The sequence below is a fragment of the Streptomyces sp. ICBB 8177 genome (assembly GCF_003144095.1).
In the GTDB taxonomy this organism is placed as follows: domain Bacteria; phylum Actinomycetota; class Actinomycetes; order Streptomycetales; family Streptomycetaceae; genus Streptantibioticus_D.
Map to the genome: position 1 here is coordinate 1,782,687 of NZ_NSKH01000018.1, position 24,491 is coordinate 1,807,177.

At 71.5% G+C, this 24,491-nt stretch carries 14 protein-coding genes; 10 read left to right on the top strand and 4 right to left on the bottom strand.

Annotated elements, in window-relative coordinates; all coding sequences use genetic code 11:
• Positions 1-69 precede the first annotated feature (69 nt).
• Positions 70-4,470, bottom strand: a complete 4,401-nt coding sequence (locus CK485_RS16560; protein WP_206749854.1) for a ricin-type beta-trefoil lectin domain protein — start codon at positions 4,468-4,470, stop codon at positions 70-72.
• 292 nt (positions 4,471-4,762) lie between these two features.
• Between CK485_RS16560 and CK485_RS16570 the strand changes: the two genes are divergently transcribed.
• Both CK485_RS16570 and CK485_RS28530 read left to right on the top strand, forming a co-directional pair.
• The gene (locus CK485_RS16570) at positions 4,763-12,700 is read left to right on the top strand and encodes a ricin-type beta-trefoil lectin domain protein (RefSeq protein WP_146214551.1); all 7,938 of its coding nucleotides are present in this window, start codon (positions 4,763-4,765) and stop codon (positions 12,698-12,700) included.
• A gap of 50 nt (positions 12,701-12,750) precedes the next feature.
• Positions 12,751-13,188 (top strand): hypothetical protein, encoded by a 438-nt coding sequence (locus CK485_RS28530; RefSeq protein ID WP_146214552.1) that lies wholly within the window; start codon positions 12,751-12,753, stop codon positions 13,186-13,188.
• 798 nt (positions 13,189-13,986) lie between these two features.
• Here CK485_RS28530 and CK485_RS16575 read toward each other — a convergent pair.
• Together CK485_RS16575 and glmS are read right to left on the bottom strand one after the other, a co-directional pair.
• Entirely contained in the window at positions 13,987-14,355 is a 369-nt protein-coding gene (locus CK485_RS16575; RefSeq protein ID WP_109451365.1) for a holo-ACP synthase, read from the bottom strand.
• A 7-nt stretch (positions 14,356-14,362) separates the two neighbouring features.
• A complete protein-coding gene (gene glmS / locus CK485_RS16580) occupies positions 14,363-16,210 on the bottom strand; it encodes a glutamine--fructose-6-phosphate transaminase (isomerizing) (protein ID WP_109451367.1) in 1,848 nt (615 codons plus the stop codon).
• Between the two features lie 264 nt (positions 16,211-16,474).
• Here glmS and CK485_RS16585 point away from each other — a divergent pair, with 264 nt between their 5' ends.
• The 5 genes from CK485_RS16585 to CK485_RS16605 all read left to right on the top strand — a co-directional run bounded on the left by CK485_RS16585 (position 16,475) and on the right by CK485_RS16605 (position 21,251).
• Positions 16,475-17,518 carry a L,D-transpeptidase gene (locus tag CK485_RS16585; protein ID WP_109451369.1) on the top strand — a complete coding sequence of 348 codons (1,044 nt, stop codon included), beginning with the start codon at positions 16,475-16,477 and terminating at the stop codon, positions 17,516-17,518.
• 196 nt (positions 17,519-17,714) lie between these two features.
• Entirely contained in the window at positions 17,715-19,004 is a 1,290-nt protein-coding gene (alr, locus tag CK485_RS16590) for an alanine racemase (RefSeq protein ID WP_109451371.1), read from the top strand.
• Positions 19,001-20,209: an alpha/beta hydrolase gene (locus CK485_RS16595; protein ID WP_109451373.1), complete on the top strand. Its 1,209-nt coding sequence runs from the start codon at positions 19,001-19,003 to the stop codon at positions 20,207-20,209. Before alr ends, CK485_RS16595 begins: the two co-directional genes overlap by 4 nt.
• Positions 20,210-20,277: 68 nt before the next feature.
• Positions 20,278-20,817 (top strand): tRNA (adenosine(37)-N6)-threonylcarbamoyltransferase complex ATPase subunit type 1 TsaE, encoded by a 540-nt coding sequence (tsaE, locus tag CK485_RS16600; RefSeq protein ID WP_109451375.1) that lies wholly within the window; start codon positions 20,278-20,280, stop codon positions 20,815-20,817.
• Between the two features lie 224 nt (positions 20,818-21,041).
• Positions 21,042-21,251: a hypothetical protein gene (locus tag CK485_RS16605; RefSeq protein ID WP_109451377.1), complete on the top strand. Its 210-nt coding sequence runs from the start codon at positions 21,042-21,044 to the stop codon at positions 21,249-21,251.
• A 55-nt stretch (positions 21,252-21,306) separates the two neighbouring features.
• On the opposite strand, the gene CK485_RS16610 is transcribed toward CK485_RS16605, so the two are convergent.
• Positions 21,307-21,873, bottom strand: a complete 567-nt coding sequence (locus CK485_RS16610) for a hypothetical protein (RefSeq protein ID WP_109451379.1) — start codon at positions 21,871-21,873, stop codon at positions 21,307-21,309.
• Between the two features lie 154 nt (positions 21,874-22,027).
• Here CK485_RS16610 and tsaB point away from each other — a divergent pair, with 154 nt between their 5' ends.
• Genes tsaB through tsaD form a run of 3 tightly spaced genes read left to right on the top strand, consistent with a single transcriptional unit; the run spans position 22,028 to position 24,385 of the window.
• Positions 22,028-22,696 (top strand): tRNA (adenosine(37)-N6)-threonylcarbamoyltransferase complex dimerization subunit type 1 TsaB, encoded by a 669-nt coding sequence (tsaB, locus tag CK485_RS16615; protein ID WP_109451381.1) that lies wholly within the window; start codon positions 22,028-22,030, stop codon positions 22,694-22,696.
• A 59-nt stretch (positions 22,697-22,755) separates the two neighbouring features.
• On the top strand, positions 22,756-23,289 hold the full coding sequence (gene rimI / locus CK485_RS16620; protein WP_109453099.1) for a ribosomal protein S18-alanine N-acetyltransferase: 534 nt from the start codon (positions 22,756-22,758) through the stop codon (positions 23,287-23,289).
• A complete protein-coding gene (gene tsaD / locus CK485_RS16625) occupies positions 23,282-24,385 on the top strand; it encodes a tRNA (adenosine(37)-N6)-threonylcarbamoyltransferase complex transferase subunit TsaD (RefSeq protein WP_241968370.1) in 1,104 nt (367 codons plus the stop codon). The genes rimI and tsaD overlap by 8 nt, the downstream gene beginning before the upstream one ends.
• Positions 24,386-24,491 lie beyond the last annotated feature (106 nt).

Here is a 24,491-nt window from a genome sequence, read left to right on the forward strand (position 1 = left end):
CGTGCGCGCTGCCCGACGGACGGCGAAGGGCCGACTGCCGGACGGCAAACGGCCCTTCGGAGAGGACGATCAACTCAGCTGGGTGAGCGGAGTCGCGCTGTAGTCGAGCGCCTGGACGGCGCTGGGGCTCAGGGCGGCGCCGTACAGCTCCACGTTGCTGATTTCGGCGTTGGCGTATTCGCCGTACGACCCCTGGTAGAGGCGGCGCCCGATCTGAACGGGGCCCGCCGCGTCCCACGGGGTGCCGTCGAAGGTCCTGGACGCGCTCAGTGCTCCGTTGACGTAGAGGTCGAGGGTGTTGGAACTGCCGTCGTACACGCCGACGAGGTGGGTCCACACCCCGGCTTGCGCCTTCGCACCGTAGGCGGCGGTGAAGGCGGTGCTGGTGGTGTCGTCGTCGTGGCGGTCGAACGCCCAGACCCCCGCGCCGGAGGAGTAGTACAGCTGGAACGCGTTGGCCGCGCCGGCGGTGTCGGACTGGGAGACGAACGTCGAGTTGGCGGACAGGTCGTTGAGCTTGACCCACGCCGAGACCGTGAAGCTGTCCGGGTCCTGGGTGGTCGGGTCGACCGGGTCGTCGTGGGTGCCGGTGGGGACCGCCGCGGTGGCGGAAGCGGCGTATCCGGTGGTGCCGTTGAGGCTCAGGACCGAACCCATGGTGGTGTCGGTGGCCCAGGTGGCGTTGCCCTGGAGACCGGCGTCGTCGGACCCGCCGGAGTCCTTGACGGTGGTGCCGCTGCCCTCGTCGAGCTTCCACCACGCGGCGGGCTGGTTGGCGTACCCGAGAGTGACGGGTGCCGCGAAGGTGGCCGTCGCGGCCGGGGCCGCCCCCGGGTATTCGATGAGCTGGCCGCTCGGTGTCGAGACGTAGAGGTCCGGGTTGCCGTCCGGGTTCCCGCTCGCGGTGCCGCTGTTGACGTCCCCCGGGGAGGCGATGGCCGGGTAGGCGGCGCTCGGCAGCGTGACCGGCAGAGCGGTGGGCGTACCGCTGTCCCAGCCGGTCGTGGCGGTGCTGGTCCAGCTCTGTGCCGGGGTGGCGTTGCAGGTCCAGATGCGCAGCTGGGTGCCGTTGGCGGTGGCCGAGTTCGGGTCGTCGAGGCAGTCCCCGGACTGCGGGTTGACCAGGGACCCGTCGGCCCCGGGCTTCCACTGCTGGGAGCCGGTGCCGTTGCACTGGTAGAGCTGCACGAGGGTGCCGCTGGTGCCGCCCGAGGTGACGTCGAGGCACTTGCCCAGGACGCGCAGCGAACCGTCGCTGTAGAGGGTCCACTGCTGGGCCTGGGTGCCGTTGCACTGGTACAGCTGCACGGGGTTGTGGTCGGCGGTCGCGGAGTGGGTGTCGTCCACGCACAGCGGCGTGCCGCCGGTTCCGGTCAGCGCCGAGGTGAGCGTGGTGGTCACCGGTGCGGTCAGCACGGCGGGAAGGCCGTGGGCGTCCGGGGTGAGCGGGAAGGTGTCGATCGTCCCCGTGGTGTTGTCCCGCGCCCACAGGGTGGGCTTTCCGCCGACCTGGCCGGGGGCGATCAGGGTGAAACGCGACCAGTCACCAGTGCCGAGAAGGACCGGCGTGGTGGTCGAAGTCCCACCGGGCGCGGTGGGACCGAAGAAGCTGTTGTTGTGCGCTCCGCGGTAGAGCCACAGGTGGCCGTCCTCGACGGTGATCAGGTCGGGCAGGCCGTCTCCGTTCACGTCACCGGGCGCGAGGATCTGGGTGATGTGGGACCAGTCGGAGTTGTAGGCCGCTCCGCTGGTGTCACAGTTGTCGGGATTGTCATCAGTGGCCGTGCACTGGGGTCGGGCGACCGGGGCCAGGAGCCCGGCACTGTTGGTGAAGTGGCCCGGTGTCCCACCGGTGGTGGCGTCGTTCTTGTAGACGTAGAGCTTGTGGCTGTTCCTGTTGTAGGCGAACAGGTCGTCCCAGCCCATCTGGTTCGTACTGCCACGATGGGCGATCAGATAGTTGTTCCAGCCCGTGCCGTCCGGGCTCTGCGCGGCCGTGGACGCCGGTGTGGGCGACGTGACGGACGGGTCGCTGTTGCCCGGTACGAGTTCGAGGTCGCCGGTCCTGGTGGTGGCCAGCAGGTCGGGTACCCCGTCGCCGGTCAGGTCACCGGGGGTGACCTTGGTGTTGGGGTTCCACGGCGCGTAGAAGGTGTAACTCGCAGGCAAGGGCGTGGAGTTGCCCGCCTTGTCCACCGCCGAGACGTAGAGGGTGTGGGTTCCCCACATGGTCGGTGTGAACGGGATGGTGGCCGTGGCGGTGCCGTCGGAGCCGACGGTGGCGGGCACCGACGTGGCGCCGTCCACCGGGATGGGCTGGTCGAGGGAGTACTCGAAGCGGTCGACACCGCTGGCCTGGCAGGTGCCCCGGGTGCATCCTGTCGGGACGGGGTCACTGCTGCTGACGGTGACGGTGCCCTGCTGGCCCGCGTACCCGGTGGGCGTCTGCCCGCTCCCGGCGGCCGGGAAGACGGAACTGGGCGTGATGGCGGGCTGGGTGGGAGCGCTCAGGTCGGTGATGAAGTGGCACACCGGGCTCCAGGACGAGTACAAGGTGCCGTCGTAGGCCTTGGCCTGCCAGCCGTACTCGTGGCCGTCCTTGAGAGTGGCGCCCACCTCCTCGCGCACCGTGCTGCCGGACGTGACGTACGCGCTCGACGGGGCGGAGACGCTGGTCGGGTTACCGCTGGAGTCGGCGGCCTGGTCGTCCCAGAGGGAGAAGTCGCCCTTGACGTTCTCGCCCTGCATCGGTGACACCAGCTTGGCGTTGAGGGTGACGCCGCTGCTGCTCCCGTCCTGGGCCGTCATGCCGATCCAGCCCGGCGTCGTCGTGCCGCACCCGGAGGGATTCTGTGCGTCGGGCGTCGTACCGGTGTCGCTCGGCTGGTCGGGTGCGATGTCGTAAACCGTGGTGATCGTCGGGTTGATCGCGAACCGCATGAAGCCCTTGTTGCCCGACGTCTTGCTCTCGTCGCCGTAGAGGCCGAACGTCCAGGTGCCGGCCTGTCCGGCGAGATCGCTCATGACGGACGTGACGGTGAACGACACCGGCTGTGTGCCGCAACTCGAATAGAGGCTGGCGCTCTTGACGTCCACCGTCATGCTCGGATAGCTGGACACGACGTCGGGCCGGTGGTCCCAGTCGGTGGAGGAGTTGATGGTGCCGGTCGTCTTCAGGGTCAACGGCCAGGAGTTGCCGCAGCCGTTGTCCGCGCCGTAGGCCTCGGAGAGGTTCAGGGTGGCCTTCGAGATGTGCATCGCACTGGTGAGATTGCTGATGTTCATCTCGTAGTACGACTCTTCGAGCCCGAAGCAGTTGCTCGCGTACTGCTGGTACCCGGCGCCCTCGCCGTAGTCCTGTGGCTTGTCGTACTGCGGCGAGTCCGGACAGCCCTCCTGGGCCGTGGTGTAGTGGCCGGTCTTGCTCGTCGTCGGGCTGACGTAGGGGTCGATGTAGACGGGCCAGGTGGTGCCGGAGCCGGACAGCATCGCGGCGTCGGGCGTCAAGGTGAGCCGGCCGGAGCCGGTGGTCACCGACACGTCGGCCACGTGGGCGCCGTCGCCGGGCCCGCTGACGGACGACGTCGCGGGCGTGGCGTCCCCGCCGGACGGTTCGGACGGGTCGTCGGCGGCCTTCGCCACGGAGGCTCTGGCGGCGGACTTCGCACGGGACGCAGACGGGGCGGCAGTGGTGGTCGAGGAGTCCCACATCTCGGCGGGAGGCGCGGTGAAGGAGGCCGTGCCGTCCGCGTCGTCGGCGGTGAGGACGCCCTCGGAGTCGGTGGAGAGCGTCAGACCACTGGTCGAGGTGGCCACCGCCAGGGTCTTCAACTCCGGGTCGGCCGCGGCCTGGGCGTCGTGGACGATCAGCGTGTCGCTGAAGGCGCCCTGGTCGCTCACGGTCGCCTGGAGGTCGACCCCGGGCAGCACCGAGGGGTACAGCGCGGTGTTGCCGCTGACCGTGGGAGTGGGCAGTGCGAAGGGCATGGTCAGGGCGAGGCTGTGCCCGGCCGGATCGGTGAGCGTGGCCAGCGGGCCCTGCCCCCCGCCGGAGAGCGTCACGCCCGAAGGGGTGGCGGCCGGGCTGTAGGTGCCGTCGCTGTTCTCCCGCAACGTGGCGTCAACGGCCGTCCACGCGCCGTTCTCCATGACCCGGACCGGCTGGTAGGACGCCGTCGACGTCAGCGTGCCGTCGGGGTTCGCCACCGTCGTCGACGTCTCGGTGGTCAAAGCGTCGATGGGCACGCTCTTGCCGCTCTCCGCGGCCTGGATCAGCGCCGCCTGCGTCGGGTTGCCCGGAGTGTCCGGTGGCGCGTCGGAGAACGTCGCGGTGTTCGCCGGGTCCGGGGCGTCGGCCGTGGCCGGTGCCGCTCCGATGCCCAGAAGCACCAGTCCGGTCGCGCAGGCGAGTGCCCCGCAGCGCTGTGCGAGACGTCGTTGATGGTGACGCGGGCGAGATCTGCCGCCCATGGAGCCCCCCTCAAGCTTAAGGATTTCGTAAAGGTGCGCCTGAAGAAACGATTCGTCCGCTGCGGGTAGTGACGCTTTCCTGTCCCTTTTGCCGCAGCGACGTCAGATCGCCCCTTCACTCCCCCCGCCATGATCACGCTGTGTGCTCATGTGGCGCCGGGTGGCGGTCGTGAAGGCTATTGGCAGGAACTGTGTTCGATCAATACGGTTCCTGCGCACATCTGCACGAGTAGCGCGTGCGTGGTCACGGCGGCAGTCACGACGAGTCCGCTGCTGAGGGGGGAAGGGTGACATGACGTCAAGGCTGCGCTGGTTCGCGAGCACCCGCAGACGGATATGGGGGCGTGGGCTGACGGTGGCGACCGCCGCCGTGGGATCCATGGCGCTGATCGTGCCCATGGCCGGCGCGGCCGACGTGGCCCACTACGACTACAAGGGCAAGGTGTGGACCGCGCACCCGGACCCGTCCACACCGGGAGTCGGCGGACACCCGCTCACCGCGCACGGCCACGCACCCGCCCTGCCCAAGGGCGCCAAGCCGGTGAACCCCTACCGCGCCGCCGCCCCCCGGTGGCCCGCCGCCGGCACCGCGACCGTCAGCCTGAACTCGCCGACCACGGCATCCGCCACGCCGAAGGCGACCCCCGACAGCGCGTCCGCCGACGCGACGCCCGGGCCGTCCGGCAGCACCTCGGCGAAGACGAAGCGGACGGACGGCGCCACCACCACGGCGCAAGCCACGCCGCGTGCCAAGTCCTCCTCCTCCGCGACCCCTTCGCCTGCCCTCTCGGCCGACGCGTCGCGTGACGCCTCTTCCGCGCCCGCCTCCCCGGTACGCGCCGGATCACTCCCCGTCTGGGTCTCCGCCGTCCCCCGTGCCTCCACCTCCCGCAACGCCACCGCGGCGAAGGCGGACACCGCCGCCGCGATGGGCCCCGCATCCGTGCGCGTCCAACTGGCCGGACACACCCAGGCGCAGGCCGCCGGGGTCGACGGCATCCTCGCGGGCTTCTCCCGCGCCGACGGATCGGGCTCGGCCGGTTCGGCACAGGTCACCCTCGACTACAGCGCCATCGCGCGTGCCTACGGCGGCGGTTGGGCGTCCCGGCTCCACCTCGTCACCATGCCGGCCTGTGCGCTGACCACCCCGGACGTCCCCAAGTGCCGGGTGCGCACGCCGCTGGCCGCCAGCAACGACTTCGCCACGGGCAAGCTGACCGCGACCGTCCCGTTGGCCCCCGCGACCCGGTCCGCGACGGCGAACGCGCGCGCCACGTCCCCGGCCGCGAAGTCCGCGGCCGTGACCGCGGTCGCCGCGGTCTCCGGCACCTCGGGCTCGCAGGGCAGCTACACGGCGACCAGCCTCAACCCGTCCGGCACCTGGAGCGCCTCGGGCACCGGCGCGTTCACCTACTCCTACCCCGTCACCGTCCCCGCCTCGCTCGGCGGCTCGGCGCCGTCCGTGGCACTGTCGTACGACTCCCAGTCCGTCGACGGCGAGACCTCGGCGCGCAACTCGCAGTCCTCGTGGATCGGTGACGGCTGGTCGTACTCGCCCGGCTTCATCGAGCGCTCCTACAAGTCCTGCGGTCAGGACGGCATATCCGACTCCGGCGACCAGTGCTGGGGCGGCGCCAACCTCACCCTCGCCCTGGACGGCCACTCCGGCACGCTCGTGCGCGACGACAGCGCCAACCCCTCCGACCTGAGCAAGCCGCAGGTCTGGCACATCCAGGGCGACGACGGCACCAAGGTCGAGGAACTGAGTGGCGCGGACAACGGGCTGTGGAACGGCGAGTACTTCAAGGTCACCACCACCGACGGCGTCGCCTACTACTTCGGCATCGACCACGCCCCGGGCCAGACATCCGACTCCTCGACCGACAGCGCCTGGGGCGAGCCGGTCTACAGCCCCGACTCCGGCGACCCGTGCTACGACCCGGCCAAGGGCAAGGACTCGGAATGCCTGATGGGCTACCGGTTCAACCTCGACTTCGTGGTCGACACCCACAGCAACACCCAGCGCTACGACTACGCGGCGGAGACCAACTACTACGACATGGGCGGCGGCCAGGTCGCCTCCTCGGGTGGTTCTGGCACGCTGACGAAGTACGTCCGCGGCGGCTACCTCAAGCAGATCTCCTACGGCTACCAGCTCGCCGACGCCGCGGCCGGCCACACCCCGGCGGCCCGGGTCGTCTTCAACACCGCGCAGCGCTGCCAGACCTCGTCGTCGTTCACCGACTGCTCGTACGGCAACCTCAGCGACTCGACCGCCACCAACTGGCCGGACGTCCCCTACGACCTGAACTGCGACTCCACCGACAAGACCTCCGGGTCCGGCACCGGAACCTGCCTGGTGGGCGCGCCGACCTTCTGGTCCACCTACCGGCTGGACTCCATCACCACCCAGGTGAACGTCGGCGGAACGCTGACGAACGTCGACAGCTACCAGCTCAAGCAGGTCTACTCCGACGCGGGCGGTGTCACCGACCCGGTCACCGGCAAGAGCGTCGACCCCAAGGACGCCGGTGAGCTGCAGTCGGTGATGTGGCTGAACTCCATCCAGCACACCGGCGAGGACCGCACGGCGGGTGCCACGAGCGCCATCACCCTGCCCCCCGTGACCTTCACCGGCATCGAGAGCGACAACCGCGTCGACGGTCTCACCCCCGCCGCGCCCCCGCTCTACCGGCCCCGCATCTCCGCCATCACCACCGAGACCGGTGAGTCGATCGGCGTCACCTACGCTCCACCGGACTGCTCCCGCGTCAACAACACGATGCCGAGCAGCCCGGACAGCGACACGATGTCGTGCTTCAACGCGTACTGGACCACACCGGGCGGGGCGGACCCCATCTCGGACTGGTTCAACAAGACCCGCGTCCAGCAGGTGACGGTCACCGACGACTCCGGAGCCGGGTCGCCCACGCAGGAGACCGACTACTCCTACTCCGGTGCCGCCTGGCACCGCGACGACTCACCGCTGACCCCCGACAAGTACCGCACCTGGGACCAGTTCCGCGGTTATCGCACGGTCACCGTCACCACCGGGTCGGGCACCCAGCCCATCACCAAGAACGTCACGACGTATCTGCAGGGCATGGACGGCGACCTCACGTCCGACGGCACGGCCCGTTCGGTCACCGTCACCGACAGCGTCGGCGACAAGGTCACCGACAGCGACCAGCTGGCCGGAACGGCTCTGGAGAGCGACACCTACACCAGCGCGAGCGGCAGCGTCGACTCCAAGTCCGTCAGCGGCCCGTGGACCTTCACCACCACCGCGACCCAGAGCCAGGGTTCACTGCCCGACCTGACGTCGCACATGCTCAAGTCCGAGCAGACGCGCGGATACAGCCTGCTCAGCAACGGCCAGTGGCGCGAGACCGAGACCGACACCTCGTACAACGCCGACGCCCAGCCCATCACGGTCGACAGCAAGGGCGACGTGAGCGTGCCCTCGCAGGAGAAGTGCGGCACCGTCAGCTACGCCACCCCGCCGTCCGGCAACCCGATGATGCTGTCCTACCCGGACGAAGCCCTCGTCGTCGCCGGCCCCTGCGGCACCGCTCCCGGCACCTCCACCACCATCGCCGACAAGCGCCTCTTCTACGACGGTGACGGCACGGTCACAAACCCCGGCACGCTGGGCCACCTGGGCACCACCGGCAACCTGACGGCCGTCCAGATGGTGTCCGGCTACAGCGGCAGCACGCCCGCCTACCGCACCACGTCCGCCACCGCCTACGACACCTACGGCCGCGCCACCCAGAGCCTGGACGCCGACGGCGAGAAGACCACGACCGCCTTCACCCCGGCCACCGGTCAGCTGCCGGCCACCACGACGTCCACCAATCCGCGCGGCTGGGTCACCACCTCACAGCTCGACCCGCTGCGCGAACTGCCGGTCGAGGAGACCGACGCCAACAAGCGTGACACGGTCATCCAGTACGACGCCCTGGGCCGCCGCACCGCGGTCTGGCTGCCCGGCCGCGACGCCACCAGCCAGAGCGCGGACACCACGTTCTCGTACGCCATCAACGGTACGAGCGGCCCGTCGACGGTGACGACCGAGACGCTGCGCGAGGACGAGTCGTACGCGCCCACGATCGACATCTACGACGGCATGCTGCAACTGCGGCAGGTCCAGACGAAGACCGCGGACAACTCCGCCGGCCGCCTCATCACCGACACCTTCTACGACACCCACGGCTGGGCCTGGAAGTCCAACGCCGCCTATTACGAGCCGACTTCGGACCCCTCGACCACCATGTGGGTCGCCAAGGACAACCAGATCCCGTCGCAGACCCTCACCCTCTACGACGGCCAGGGGCGCCCGATCCACTCGCAGATGTGGTCCAAGGCCCAGGAGCAGTGGCAGTCCACCACCGCGTACCCGGGCGCGGACCGCACGGACAGCACTCCGCCGGCGGGCGGCACGGCGACGTCCACGTTCACCAACGCGCTCGGCCAGACGACCGCCACCTGGTCGTACGACGACAGCCCCACGCCGACCGGCAACGCCAAGGACGCGGTCGCGACCACGTACACCTACACGCCCGCCGGCCAGATCTCGACGATGAGCGACAACGCGGGCAACCAGTGGAGCTACCACTACGACCTGCTGGGTGAGGAGACCCAACAGAGCGACCCGGACACCGGCACCACCACGTTCGACAAGTACGACGACACCGGTGACCTGCTCCAGACCACGGACCCGCGCGGCCAGGTGCTCTCCTACGCCTATGACGACCTGGGCCGCAAGACCGCTGAGTACTCAGGCAACTGGTCGGCCACTCCCGACGCGTCGAAGGAACTCGCCTCCTGGTCCTACGACTCGCTGGCCGACGGGTACCCGACGTCCTCGACGCGGTACGTCGGGGGCGCGTCCGGTGACGCCTACACCGAGGCGGTGACCGGGTACAACACCGCCTACCAGCCCACCGGTTCCTCGGTGACGATCCCGGCTGACGCGGGTTTCCCCGGCAACGGCACGGGAAGCACGTCCAATACGTACTCGACCACGACGGAGTACTCCCCGAACGTCGGGCTCCTCGCGCAGACCGACTACGGCAAGGACGGCGGGCTTCCCCAGGAGAGCGTCGGGTACTCCTACGACCTCCAGGGACTGGTGGTCGGATTCGGCGGCAACACGGCGTATCTGGACAACGTCAACTACACGCCCTACGGCCAGGCCATCGACGCGACCTGGGGCCTGTACGGCGAGCAGCTCAACACCACGGCGAGCTACGACCCCGCCACCGGACGGCTGGCCACCAGCAGCGTCAACCTGCAGCCCAGCGCGGGCAAGACCGCTCTGGACAACACCACCTACGGGTACGACCAGGCCGGTGACCTCACGACGGTCTCCGACAGCCAGAACGGTGGCGCCGCCACCGACACCCAGTGCTTCACCTACGACGACCTCCAGCGGCTGACGACCGCGTGGACCGACACGGCGGGCACCACGACCCCCACCGCCGGCTCCGTCGCGAGCTGCAAGACCACCACGCCCAGCGCGTCGACCATCGGCGGGCCGGCACCGTACTGGCAGTCCTACAGCTACGACCTGCTGGGCGACCGCACGCAGGAGGTCATGCACGACACGTCGGGCAACACCGCCAACGACGTGACGCAGAGCATCAGTTACCCGGGCTCGGGGGCGACGGCCGCCCCGACGCCGAACGCGGCGAGCCAGGTCACCACGACGGGCCCTGACGGCACGTCGACGCTGACGCCCTCCTACGACACGGCGGGCGACACCTTCAAGCGCACGGTCACCACGAGCGGGCCGTTCGTGGCGGGTCCGACCCGCTCGGGCACCAAGCTCTGCCTGGACGACTCCTCGTCCGGCACCACCAACGGCAACAAGATCGACGTCTGGACCTGCAACGGCTCGGCCGCGCAGAAGCTGACGGTCGGCACCGACGGCACGGTCCAGGTCCTCGGCAAGTGCCTGGACGTCACCAAGAGCGGCACCGCCAACGGAACGCCGGTCGACCTGTGGACGTGCAACGGCAGCGGAGCCCAGCAGTGGAAGGCCGCGGCCAACGGGACACTGGTCAACCCGGAATCCGGCAAGTGCCTGGACGACCCGTCGTCCTCGACCACCAACGGCACCCAACTGGAGATCAACACCTGCGCCGCCTCCACCGAACAGCGCTGGACCAACGCCGACGCCAACCTGCCGGTGACCGGAAGCGCGCAGTCGTTCACCTACGACGCGGAGGGCCGCACGGCCTCCGTCACGACTCCCTCGGGAGGCACTGACCAGACCACGAACTACCTCTACGACGCGGACGGCAACCTGCTGGTCCAGACGACGCCGACCTCGAAGATCCTCTATCTCTTCGGGGGCGCCGAGCAGTTGACGCTCACCACAGCGTCGGGAGCGGTCAGCGGTCTGCGGTACTACTCCGGGCCGGACGGCACGACCGAATGCCGGTCCAGCACCGGCACGTTGACCTACGAGGTCGCGACCACGCAGGGCACGGCCACCACGGAGATCGACGCGTCGACGCTCGCGGTGACCCGGCGCTACTACGACCCGTACGGCGCCCCGCGCGGCACGCAGCCGTCCAACTGGGCAGACAACAAGGGCTACTTGGGCAAGCCCTCCGACCCCACGACAGGCCTCGACCTCCTCGGCGCCCGCCAGTACGACCCGAACCAGGGCGGTTTCCTCACCCCCGACCCCATCCTGGAGGCCGGCGACCCGAACCAGATGGGCGGCTACACGTACGCAGCCGACAACCCGACGACGGGGAGCGACCCGACGGGGTTGATGTACAACCTCGGCGACGGCCCTCCGCCCGGTTACTGCGACGCCATGTGCCAGGCGGAGAAGAACAACGGATCCATCATCCCGAGCGGTTCCGGCGGAGGCTCCAGCGGCTCCACTTCCAGTTCCCCTCCGCCCTCCTCGTGCAGTGGCAAGTTCGTCTGCGACGTGTCCAACGCCCAGCACGACACGACGCCGCCGCCGACCCCCATGGAGGCCCTGCAGGCCATCGGGATATCGATCGGTCTGACCATGATCGGCGAGGGCTTCGCGGACTGTGAGGTCGTTACCCTCGGCCTTGCAACTCCGGGCTGCTACCTGGGCGCTGCGGGCGCTGTCGACGGTCTGGTCGGCATGATGACCGGGTCCGACAGCGGAGGAAGCGCCATCGGTGGTGTTCACGATGAGGGTTCAACACCTGATGAGTCGGCCCCGAGTGGATCGGATCCCACGTCCGCTGCCTCGCGGACTGTGGAGAACAGCACTGCCAAGAGCGAGCCGGACGTTGCTGCGGCGAAGCATGAGAACAGCGAGGAACGTGCTCAGTCCGCATCAACCGGTGAAGCTGAGCCCTCGACACCCGCCAAGGGCACACCCGAGAAGGCCTCGACAGAGGGCGGGTGCAGCTTCGCACCGAGCACGCCTGTCCTCATGGCCGGGCACAAGACGAAACCGATCGGCGAGATCAAGCCGGGCGACAAGGTCGAGTCGGCGAACGCGAGCACGGGCGCGCACGACGGCTCTCACACCGTCACCGCGACCTGGGTCAACCATGACCATGACCTCGTCGATGTGAAGGTCGAGACCAGCCCCGGCCACACAGCCGTTCTTCACACGACGAGCAACCACCCGTTCTGGGACGCCACCACGCACGCCTGGCTCCCGGCAGGAATCTTGAAGCCCGGCCACGAACTGGCGACGGAGAACGGCCAGAAGGCCTACGTCGTCAGCGTCCGCGCCACTCCGGGCGCAGCCAACCGCTACAACCTCACCGTCTCGCAGGACCACACGTACTATGTACTGGCCGGGGCCACGCCGGTCCTCGTGCACAACACTTGCGGTGATCCAGTCTATCGAGGTGATGCACGGCCGCCCAAAGAGGTCAAGGCGGCTGGCGGATTTATGCCTCAGGACCCTTCGAGTGAGGTCTCGCTTCTCGACTATGCGAGTGATATCCGCAACAAGGCTCGTTACGTCGGCACTTCGAAGAGTCCTGACATAGCTGCGACCTACTTTGGTGGGCCGGAAGGATATCTGTACGAGATTCGCGGAGCGCCGCACGGCATCGATGTGAACAACGAGCTCGGCCCCCTCAGTCCGTCGCCCCATGAAAAGGAAATCGCCTTTGATGGCGGGATACCCTGGGAGTACGTGACTAGGGTCTGGAAGAAGGATGAATGGGGTGAGGTGGATATCGACTATGACGAACCCATCTGGGAAAGGTGATCTCCTCCCCGTCGGCCCCGCGCCGGCAGATACGGGCTCAGCTGTGCAGTATGGAGGTAGAGTTGGTGGGCGTGTTTGAGCGGGAGCAGTGCGGGCTGGTTTATGCCGCGGACATCACGATCGGTGACGTAGAGGCGATCGACTCATTCCTGATTGCACGAACCGCACGGTCTGCCGGTGCGGAGCGCGGCAGTAACGAGCGACAGGTGGCTCGTAGTGTAAGGGCGGCGCTGGTTCACGTAGTGGGCACGCTGCAGCACGCGCTCCCCCTATCCGGGGAAACAGCTGACGATGTCGACGCTCAGAGATATCTGCGCCTGCAAGTGCAAGCAGCATGGAATACGCTGTGGGTCCTGGCATCTCCCTGGCAGTCGCACAGTGCGTATGATCATGAGCGCTGGCGGCACGTAAAGTACTGGGACGCAGAGCAAGAAGCCGCAGGGGAGGCTCATTTGGTGCGTGCGCTGGACCATAATTCGAATGAGTGAAGTTCGCTGGGGGCTAGCTACCGACACTGAACTCGTGATGCCTTAGGAGCTGACGGGTGGCAGCCCTTCACGCGGGGTACTCGGTATTCACAGGGCGGTGGGCTGACCGCCGAATCCCAGCAGGTTCGCGAGGTGTTACGGCTCCAGGCTCGTGGCGGTCGTGAAGCGTGGGTCGTCTTTGAGGACGAAGCTGGCTTCTCCCTTTGCCGCCGCATGCGACGACCTGGTGGCGTCGCGGCCGCATTCCAGCGGTGCAGATCCGCGGGCCGCTCCCGCAAACACATGTCCAACGCCGCCCCAGTTCGCCGCCACCCGGGACTGGCTTACCATCTACTACCGCCGTCCTACCCACCCGACCTCGACCCCGGCGAAGGGGCCTGACCCCGCTGCCAGCTGCTACTCCAGCGTCGCCTCAACCGCCCTGGGAGCATCTGATGGAGTCGATCTCGGGGGCGTGCGGCGCGAGTGGCGTCTCCTACTCGTAGGCGGCTGGGAGGACGCGCACCGCTGCCGAGGATCGGCCGGGGGCGCTTCTGCAACGGCGGGCCCTTCGGCGCGACCTCGAAGGCCCAGGTCTGGGGATGCTGGGTGCGGAAGCCATGCGGGACGCCTGCCCCAGCCACCCACGGTGCGCGACCCGTCTCAAGGGCTCTGCGCGTACATGCCCCGGAGGAGGCGGCAGGCATCTAGGCGGGCTGCCTTCTTCGATCCCGTTGACGCCGGGGCGGCGTCAGATCTGCGAACGGTGGCTCGCCACGTCGGGGATCGATGATGCGGGCCCCGGCAGGCGTCCCGCAGTCACCCCTCCGCGATCACCACCGCCGACGCCACGCCGGCGTCGTGGGAGAGGGAGACGTGCCAGGTGCGCACGCCCAGGGCCTCGGCTCGGGCGGCCACCGTGCCGCGGACCTCCAGGCGGGGGCGGCCGGAGTCCTCCGCGCACACCTCCGCGTCGGTCCACAGCAGGCCCGGGGGCGCGCCGAGGGCCTTGGCCAACGCCTCCTTCGCGGCGAAGCGGGCGGCGAGCGAGGCCGCGCCGCGCCGCTCGCCGTCCGGGAGCCGCAGTTCCGCGGGGAGGAAGAGGCGGTCCGCCAGGGCCGGGGTCCGCCGCAACGCCTCCTCGAAGCGGGCGATTTCGGCCACGTCGATGCCCACTCCGATGATCATGCCGCGCTCACTCCACCGTGACGGACTTCGCCAGGTTGCGGGGCTGGTCGACCTCGTTGCCGCGCGCGGTCGCCAGCTCGCAGGCGAAGACCTGGAGCGGAACGGTCGCCACCAGCGGCTGGAGCAGCGTCGGGGTGGCCGGGATGCGGATGAGGTGGTCGGCGTACGGGACGACCGCCTCGTCGCCCTCCTCGGCGATCACGATCGTGCGGGCGCCGCGGGCCCGGATCTCCTGGATGTTGGAGACGATCTTGTCGTGCAGCACCGAGCGCCCGCGCGGCGACGGCACCACCACGACGACCGGCAGGTCCTGTTCGATCAGGGCGATGGGGCCGTGCTTCAGCTCGCCGGCCGCGAAGCCCTCGGCGTGCATGTACGCCAGCTCCTTGAGCTTCAGCGCGCCCTCCAGGGCCACCGGGTAGCCCACGTGGCGGCCGAGGAAGAGCACCGTGTCCTTGTCCTTGAGCGACCTGGCCAGCTCGCGCACCGGCTCCATCGTCTCCAGGACCTGGTCGACCTGCTTGGAGATGTCGGACAGCTCGCGGATGACGGTGTAGATCTCGTCGCCCCACTTGGTGCCGCGCACCTGGCCGAGGTAGAGCGCCACCAGGTAGCAGGCGACCAGCTGGGTCAGGAACGCCTTGGTGGACGCCACCGCGACCTCGGGGCCCGCGTGGGTGTAGAGCACCGCGTCGGACTCGCGCGGGATGGTCGAGCCGTTGGTGTTGCAGATGGCCAGCACCTTCGAGCCCTGCTCACGGGCGTGCCGCAGCGCCATCAGGGTGTCCATCGTCTCGCCGGACTGGCTGATGGCGACCACCAGGGAGCGATGGTCGAGGATCGGGTCGCGGTAGCGGAACTCGCTGGCCAGCTCCACCTCGCAGGGCACCCGGGTCCAGTGCTCGATCGCGTACTTGGCGATCATGCCCGCGTGGAACGCCGTGCCGCACGCGACGATGACGATCTTGTCGACCTCGCGCAGCGCCGACGCCTCGATGCGCACCTCGTCCAGGGTCAGGCGGCCCGAGCCGTCGATGCGGCCCAGCAGGGTGTCGGCCACCGCCTTGGGCTGTTCGGCGATCTCCTTGAGCATGAAGTAGTCGTAGCCGCCCTTCTCGGCGGCCGAGGCGTCCCAGTCCACGTGGTACTCGCGGAACGTTCCGGGGGCCCCGTGGAAGTCGGTGACGGTGACGCCCTCGCGGCGCAGCTCCACGACCTGGTCCTGGCCCAGCTCGATGGCCTCGCGGGTGTACGCGATGAAGGCGGCGACGTCGGAGGCGAGGAAGGCCTCGCCGTCGCCGACGCCCACCACGAGCGGGGAGTTGCGGCGGGCGGCGACCACCACGTCGGGCGCGTCGGCGGTGACCGCGACGAGGGTGAAGGCGCCCTCCAGGCGGCGGCAGACCTGGCGCATCGCCTCGGCCAGGTCGCCTGCCGAGGAGTACGCCTCCGCCAGCAGGTGGGCGACGACCTCGGTGTCGGTCTCGGACGCCAACGCGTGGCCGCGCTCGGCCAGTTCGGCGCGCAGGGCCGCGAAGTTCTCGATGATCCCGTTGTGCACGACGGCGACCCGGCCCGCGTTGTCCAGGTGCGGGTGGGCGTTGGCGTCGGTGGGGCCGCCGTGGGTGGCCCAGCGGGTGTGGCCGATGCCTGTCGTCCCGGACGGCAGCGGGCGCTCGGCCAGCTCCTTCTCCAGGTTGGCGAGCTTGCCGGCCTTCTTGGCCGAGGCCAGTCCGCCGTCGGCCAGGACGGCCACTCCGGCCGAGTCGTAGCCGCGGTACTCCAGCCGCTTCAGCCCGGCGATGACGACGTCGAGGGCGTTCTGGGCGCCCACGTATCCAACGATTCCGCACATGGGGGTCAGCTTAGGCGCACCCGGTGGGTACGGCTGCGTCGCCTGTTCGACGGCCGATGGCTCACGGCCTTGCTGACGGTACGTAGGGTTAGTGGGCTTTGATGAGCATTGATGGGCCTTTAGAGGGATTTGCGATCGGGCAAGGGGGTGGCCGCCGGACCGGGGGCCACGGGGTGCGGGCCCGGCGCGGGCATGGCTGGTCCGTCCCGACGTTGCGCGGCCGCCTGCCGCGCGCACCCTGCCGGCTTCCAGGAGGTCTTGGCCATGGCTGGTGTCACGAGAGCGAGAGGGCGGGCCGGTCTGCTCGCCGCGGCCACGCTGCTGCCGGTGCTGCTCGCCGGCGGCGGGGCGACGGCGTACGGGCTGACGCCCTTCGGCGCGGCCGGCCCCGGCCACCCCGCCGGGGCCGCGATCGGCTCGCCCAAGCACCGCCCCGACGAGGCCGCCGCTGCCGACGTCGTACCGCTCGACCAGCTGGTCCCCGGCGAGCCGCTGCCCGCCGCCGCCCGCGACACACCCGACCAGGGCCTGCCCCCCGGCACCCCCGCCCCCGCCGCCGCACGCGCCGTCCCCGCGCCCGGCGCGGCGCGCGCCGACGACGCCGCGCTCATCGAGTGGATCCCCGCCGACGACGCCGCCGCGGTGCGCGCCGCCGCCCGGCCGTCGCCCGCCCCGCGCCCGGCGCGCCGCCCGTACTGCTCGGCGCACACCGGCCCGTACCAGACCGAGGTCGAGCGCTTCCTCCACCTGTTCGCGGGCACCGGGCACGCCCGGCAGACCGCCGACGGCTGCTGGGCCATCCAGCACTACCAGCGCGCCCACGCCATCCGTCCGGCGATCGGCTTCGCGGGGCCCGTCACCTGGGGCACGATGCTCGACGCCGGGCTCGCCGCCGAGCTGGCCTCCAAGGCCCCGGCCAACCCCGACGCCGGCCACCGCTGCCCGGTGGGCCGTTACCGCATCGCCTGCGTCGACCAGAACCGGCAGCTGATGTGGGTGCAGCAGGGCCGCCGCATCGTGTTCGGCCCGGTCCGGGTCCGCACCGGCAAGGCGGGCATGCGCACCCGGGACGGGCTGTACCGGATCTACTGGCGCCACGAAGCCCACGTCTCGACGATCTACGGCACGCCCATGCCGTACAGCCAGTTCTTCGACGGCGGCGAGGCGTTCCACGGGATCTACGGCAGCCTGTACGCACCGACCGGCTCCTACGGCTGCGTCAACCTGCGCGTGGCGGACGCCCGCAGGTTGTGGGGCGTGCTGCGCAAGGGCGACCGGGTGTACATCTGGGGGCACAAGCCGCACTGACGGGGGCACAAGCCGCGCTGACGGGGGCGCAAGCCGTACCAACGGGGGCACAAGCCGCGCTGACGGGGGCGCAAGCCGTACCAACGGGGGCACAAGCCGCGCTGAACGCCCGCGCCCGGCCCGGCCGTGCCCTCGCGCGCCCGGCGTAACCCACGCCACAGCCGATCGCGCGGCCGGGCCTGAGAGACTGTCCGGGATGGACGCAACGACAGCAGACACCACCGCCGCGCGGCCCGCCACCCCGTCGCGCGCCTGGGCCGAGATCGACCTCGCCGCCCTGCGCGGCAACGTGCGGGCGCTGCGCGAGCGTGCCGCCGGGGCCGGGCTGATGGCCGTCGTCAAGGCGGACGCCTACGGTCACGGTCTGCTGCCCTGTGCCCGCGCGGCCCGGCAGGCGGGCGCCGACTGGCTGGGCACCGCGACGCCCGAGGAGGCGCTCGCGCTGCGGGCGGCGGGCGTCGGCGGGCCGGTGCTGTGCTGGCTGTGGACGCCCGGCGGTCCGTGGCGCGAGGCGATCGAGGCCGACGTGGACGTGTCGGTCAGCGGCCTGTGGGCGCTGCGCGAGGTGACCGAGGCGGCCCGGGCCGCGGGGCGCCCGGCACGCGTCCAGCTCAAGTCCGACACGGGCCTGGGCCGCAACGGCTGCCAGCCCGCCGACTGGCCGGAACTGACCGCCGCCGCGCGGGCGGCCGAGACCGAGGGCCTGATCCGGGTCACCGGCCTGTGGTCGCACTTCGCCTGCGCGGACGAGCCGGGCCACCCGTCCATCGCGGACCAACTGACCGCGTTCCACGAGGCGTTGGCGACCGCCGAGGCGCTGGGCCTGCGCCCCGAGGTGCGCCACATGGCCAACTCGCCCGCCACCTTGACCCTTCCCGAGGCGCACTTCGACCTGGTGCGCACCGGTGTCGCGATGTACGGCATCTCGCCGGTCCCGCAGGTCGGCGGCCCGGCCGACTTCGGGCTGCGGCCGGTCATGACGCTCGCCGCGCACCTGGCGCACGTCAAGCGGGTCCCCGGCGGCCACGGCGTCAGCTACGGCCACAGTTACGTCACCCCCGGCGAGACCACCCTCGCGCTGGTCCCGCTCGGGTACGCCGACGGCATCCCCCGGCACGCCTCCGGGGCCGGTCCAGTGCTGGTCGCGGGCAAGCTGCGGACGGTGGCCGGACGGGTCGCGATGGACCAGTTCGTGGTGGACCTCGGCGGCGACAGCGCCCGGGTCGGCGAGCCGGCGGTGCTGTTCGGCACCGGTGAGCAGGGGGAGCCGACCGCGGAGGACTGGGCGCGGGCGGCGGGAACCATCGCGTACGAGATCGTCACCCGCATCGGCGCCCGCGTCCCGCGCCTGTACCGCGGCGAGGAGATGGGCGCGGGCGAGGCGGCCGGCGCGCGCGGGACGGGACGCGGCGACGAGGCGGAGGGCCGGTCGGACGAACCGGCGGCCGGGCCGGCTTACCCGCACCCCGAGCAGGGCAGGCGATGAGCGAGAGCGGCAGGACGGTCGGCCGGACCGCCGGGGTCCTGGGTGCCGCGATCGGCGTCGTCGCGGCGGGCGCGGCGGCGGGTGTCGCGATAGAACGGATGACCGTGGGACGTGGCATGCGCCGGAAGGCACGCCTCGCGCTCGACGCGGCGGGGCCCTACGGCACGCTCCGCGGCACCCCCGGCACGGCCTACGCCGAGGACGGCACCGAGCTGTACTACGAGGTCGAGGAGGCCGACGTCCCCGCGGGCGCGGGCGGCGAGCGGCGGCGCGGCGCGTGGTTCAAGCGCGGCGCCGGGCCGCTGACCGTCGTCTTCTGCCACGGCTACTGCCTCAGCCAGGACTCCTGGCACTTCCAGCGCGCCGCCCTGCGCGGCGGGGTGCGGGCCGTCTACTGGGACCAGCGCAGCCACGGCCGCTCCGGCCGTGGGCGCGACCAGCTCGACGGCGAGCCCGCCAGCATCGACCAGCTGGGCCGCGACCTGAAGGCGGTCATCGACGCGGCGGCGCCCGAGGGGCCGCTGGTGCTGGCCGGGCACTCGATGGGCGGCATGACGGTGATGGCCTTCGCCGCGCAGTACCCGAGGCTGCTGGCCGAGCGGGTCGCGGGCGTGTTCTTCGCCGGGACCTCGGCGGGCAAGCTGGCGGCCGTGACGCTGGGGTTGCCGGCGGTGGGCGCCAAGGCGTTCCGGGTACTGGCGCCGGGGGTGCTGCGGGCGATGGGCGCGCAGGCCGCGCTGGTGGAGAAGGGCCGCAGGGCGACCGCCGACCTGTTCGCCGGGGTCGTCAAGCGCTACTCGTTCGCCTCCGAGGTCGACCCCGCGGTCGCCCGGCTCGCCGAGCGGATGATCGAGGCGACCCCGATCGACGTGGTCGCCGAGTTCTACCCGGCGTTCACCCAGCACGAGAAGGCCGACTCGCTGGCCGCGCTGGACGGCCTCCCGGCGCTGGTGATGGCCGGGGACAAGGACCTGCTGACGCCCAGCGAGCACAGCGTGGCCATCGCGGAGCGGCTGCCCGGGGCCGAGCTGGTCGTCGTACCCGACGCCGGTCATCTCGTCATGCTGGAGTACCCGCAGGTCGTCAACGCCCGGCTGGCCGCGCTGCTGGCCCGCGCCGCGGACCGGGCGCGGGCGCCGCTGCCGGAGGCGGTACGCGCGCTGGCCGACCCGGACGACCCGGCCGAGCAGGCGGCGGGGGCCTAGGGCGGGGTCGGCACGGGACGGCGCCGGGCGCGGGGCGGACGCCCGCGGGCCGCGTAGCATCCACAGACATGGGTACAACGCAGGACTTGGACGTCACGCAGCGGCTGACGGTCCCCACCGCCGACGCCATGCGGGAGCTGGGCGGGCGGCTGGCCGGGCTGCTGCGCCCCGGTGACCTGGTACTGCTCAGCGGCGAACTCGGCGCGGGCAAGACCACGTTGACGCGGGGGCTGGGCGAGGGCCTCGGCGTGCGCGGCGCGGTGACCTCGCCGACCTTCGTCATCGCCCGGGTGCACCCCTCGCTGACCGGCGGCCCCGCGCTGGTCCACGTGGACGCCTACCGGCTGGGCGGCGGGCTGGAGGAGATGGAGGACCTCGACCTCGACGTCTCGCTGGCCGAGTCCGTGGTGGTCGTCGAGTGGGGCGAGGGCAAGGTCGAGGAGTTGTCGGAGGAGCGCCTGCACGTCACCATCCACCGCCGCACCGGCACCGGCACCGGCGCGCAGGAGGGCACCGAAGCCGACGAGACCGACGACGCGCGCGAAGTGACGTTCACCGGCGTCGGACCGCGCTGGACGGCGCGGGAACTGGCCGCGCTGGCGGACTAGCCGGACACGGGCCGGTTGGGCCGGGCCGGCCCGGGCAGGCGGGTTGTCGCGTCGCACGCGGCGGCCCGCCTTTTCGTGTGCGCGTCCTGTGTCACGCGCCGTACGTTCCGACGAACATTCCGACAGGCTGTCGGTAAGATGTTGCGTGGCGGCGCGCTCCGTGGTGTGCTGGAGTCGAACAGTGGTTAGGGTCACCTAACCGACCTCAGGCCCAGGAGGCGCGTATGTCGGCCGGCAGTGGCGCCTCGTCGGCGCCCGGCATCTCGGTGAGCACGCTGCTCGCGGCCAACGCGGCGGCCCAGGCGGTCTGCACGCCGCCGAGGGACCCGCGCGAGGACGGCGACGTCGACGAGGGGGACGGCCGCGAGGGCGCGGGCCGCCCGGAGTCCCGGGAGGGCGACGCGGACCGCGCGGATCAACGCGACGCCGCCTAGCGCCGTACTCCGTCCGGGTGAGCGCGGGCGGCCCGGTGGAGCGGCATCGGCCCCGCTACGGGACCACGATCACCTTCGTGCCGTTGAGCGCGAACTGCCACATCGCGTCGCCGTCCGCCGGAAGCTCCCGCACGCCGCCCGCCTTCTTGCCGGTCTGCGGCGTCGGCAGCGAACCGTTGACCGCCTCGCTGAAGCCGATCGTCGTCCCGTCCACCCGCGCGAAGCGCACCACGTGCTCCACCGGCACCCCGTCCGAGCCGATGATCGGCGTGGAGGTGCGCGATGTCACGGTGTACGTGCCGGGGTCCGGCGAGACCGAGCCCGGCACCACGGTGAAGGTGCGGTCCGCCGTGCCGTTCACGTCCACCAGCCAGACCCGCTTGCGCCCGAGGGCGTACACCACGCGCTTGCCCTGACCCGACTCGGCGGGCAGCGCGGTCGCCGGGGGCGGTCCGCCGTGCCGCTTGCCGGGGGCGCCGCTCGCGCTCGGCGACGGCGCCGCGCCCGCGTGCGTCCCGCCGGTGTGGTCCGGGGCGGCGGAGGCCTGCCAGGCCAGCACGCCGATCGCCGCGAGGGCGGCCGTGGTGAGCGCGGTGACGATGGTTCCGGAGCGGATCGGCATGCGCCGAGCCTACGCGACACCGCCCGCCCGGCAGGGCCCCGCACGGCCGCCGGAGCCGCCCCGGGCCTGCCGCCCGGCGGCGGGGCGGTCGGCCACCGTGCCCCCGCATGCGCCGCCCGTCGGGGTCAGGCGCGCGGAGCCTTAGGCTGTCAGGGTGCTGTTGCTCGCGTTTGACACCGCCACCCCCGCCATCACCGCCGCCGTCCACGACGGGACGGCCGTGGTCGCCGAGTCCACCGTGGTGGACGCCCGCAGGCACGGCGAACTGCTGCTGCCCGCGGTGGACAAGGTCCTCGCGGAGGCCGGCGCGACGCTGCCCGATGTCACCGGCGTCGTGGTGGGCGTGGGCCCCGGCCCGTACACCGGGCTGCGGGTCGGCCTGGTCACCGCGGCCGCGTTCGGCGACGCCCTCGGCGTGCCGGTGCACGGCCTGTGCACGCTTGACGGCCTGGCGCACGCGGCGGGAGTGAGCGGCACGGCGGGCGAGGGGCCGTTCGTCGTCGCCACCGACGCGCGCCGCAAGGAGGTCTACTGGGCGCGCTACGACAGTCCCGGCCACCGTGTCACCGACCCGGCCGTGGACCGCCCCGCCGACATCGCCGAGCGTGTCGCGGGCCTGCCCGCCGTCGGCGCGGGCGCCGCGCTCTACCCCGAGGTCTTCACCGACGTCCGGCCGCCCGCCGACCAGTCCGCCGGGGCCCTGGCGGAGCTTGCCGCCCAGCGGCTCGCCGACGGCGGGGAGTTCCTGCCCGGGCTGCCGCTCTACCTGCGCCGCCCCGACGCCCAGGTGCCCGCCGGGTACAAGGCGGTCCTGCCGAAGTGACCGGGACTGCCCGTACGCGGGCCGCGGCGGCTGACCCCGGCGCCGTGACGCTGCGCGAGATGCGCTGGTGGGACATCGAACCGGTGATGGCGCTGGAGGAGGAGCTGTTCCCTGAGGACGCCTGGTCGCGCGGGATGTTCTGGTCGGAGCTGGCCGGCGCCCGCCACCCGGCCGCGACCCGCACCTACGTCGTCGCCGAGGACGGCACCGGCCGCCTCGTCGGCTACGGCGGCCTGGCGGCGGTGTCCGGCACCGGTGACGTGCAGACCATCGGCGTCACCGGCGGCCACCAGGGCACCGGCCTCGGCGCCCGGCTGCTGTCGGAACTGCTGCGCAAGGCCACCGCGTTCGAGTGCCACGAAGTGCTGCTGGAGGTGCGGGTCGACAACACCCGCGCCCAGCGGCTCTACGAGCGCTTCGGCTTCGAGCCGATCGGCTTCCGCCGCGGCTACTACCAGCCGGGCAACGTCGACGCGCTGGTGATGCGCCTGTCCACCGCCGACGCCCCCGCCGCGGTCCCCGGGACCGCCGTGTCCCCCCTGACGCCCGATGGCTCCCCGCAAGGACCTCTGCAAGGAAACGACCATGACTGACGAACCGCTCGTCCTCGGCATCGAGACCTCCTGCGACGAGACCGGAGTGGGCATCGTGCGCGGCCACACGCTGCTGGCCGACGCGGTCGCCTCCAGCGTGGACGAACACGCGCGGTTCGGCGGCGTGGTGCCCGAGGTCGCCAGCCGCGCGCACCTGGAGGCGATGGTCCCGACCATCCAGCGCGCCCTGAAGGAGGCCGGGGTGGCCGCCTCCGACCTCGACGGCATCGCCGTGACCGCGGGACCTGGCCTGGCCGGCGCGCTGCTGGTCGGCGTCGCGGCGGCGAAGGCGTACGCGTACGCGCTCGGCAAGCCGCTGTACGGCGTCAACCACCTCGCCTCGCACATCTGCGTCGACCAGCTGGAGCACGGCGCGCTGCCGGAGCCGACGATGGCGCTGCTGGTCTCCGGTGGGCACTCCTCGCTGCTGCTGGCGCCCGACATCACCACCGACGTGCGGCCGCTGGGCTCGACCATCGACGACGCGGCCGGCGAGGCGTTCGACAAGGTCGCGCGGGTGCTGGGGCTGGGCTTCCCCGGCGGCCCGGTCGTCGACCGCTACGCGCGCGAGGGCGACCCGTCCGCGATCCGCTTCCCGCGCGGGCTGACCGGGCCGCGCGACCCGGTCTACGACTTCTCCTTCTCCGGCCTGAAGACCGCCGTGGCGCGCTGGGTCGAGGAACGGCGCCGGGAGGGCAAGCAGGTGCCGATCGCGGATGTGGCCGCCTCGTTCCAGGAAGCGGTCACCGACGTGCTGACCCGCAAGGCGATCCGCGCCTGCAAGGACAACGGCGTCGACCACCTGATGATCGGCGGCGGCGTCGCGGCCAACTCCCGGCTGCGGTCCATGGCCGAGGAGCGCTGCGCCGACGCGGGCATCCGACTGCGCGTCCCGCGGCCGAAGTTGTGCACCGACAACGGCGCGATGGTGGCCGCGCTGGGTGCCGAGATGGTGGCGCGCGGGCGGCCCGCGTCGGACTGGGAGCTGCCCGCCGACTCCTCGTTGCCGGTGACCGAGCCCCATGTGCCGGGCGCGGGCGGCGCGTTGGACGCGCACACCGCACTGCACGCCGCGGGCCACGGGCACACGCACTGATGGCGGCGGCGGTGGCCTCCGGCGGTGGTGCGGTAAGTGATGGCGGCGGCGGTGGGATCGGCGACGGCGGCGGTGCGATCGGTGGCGACGGCGGTGGGATCGGTGG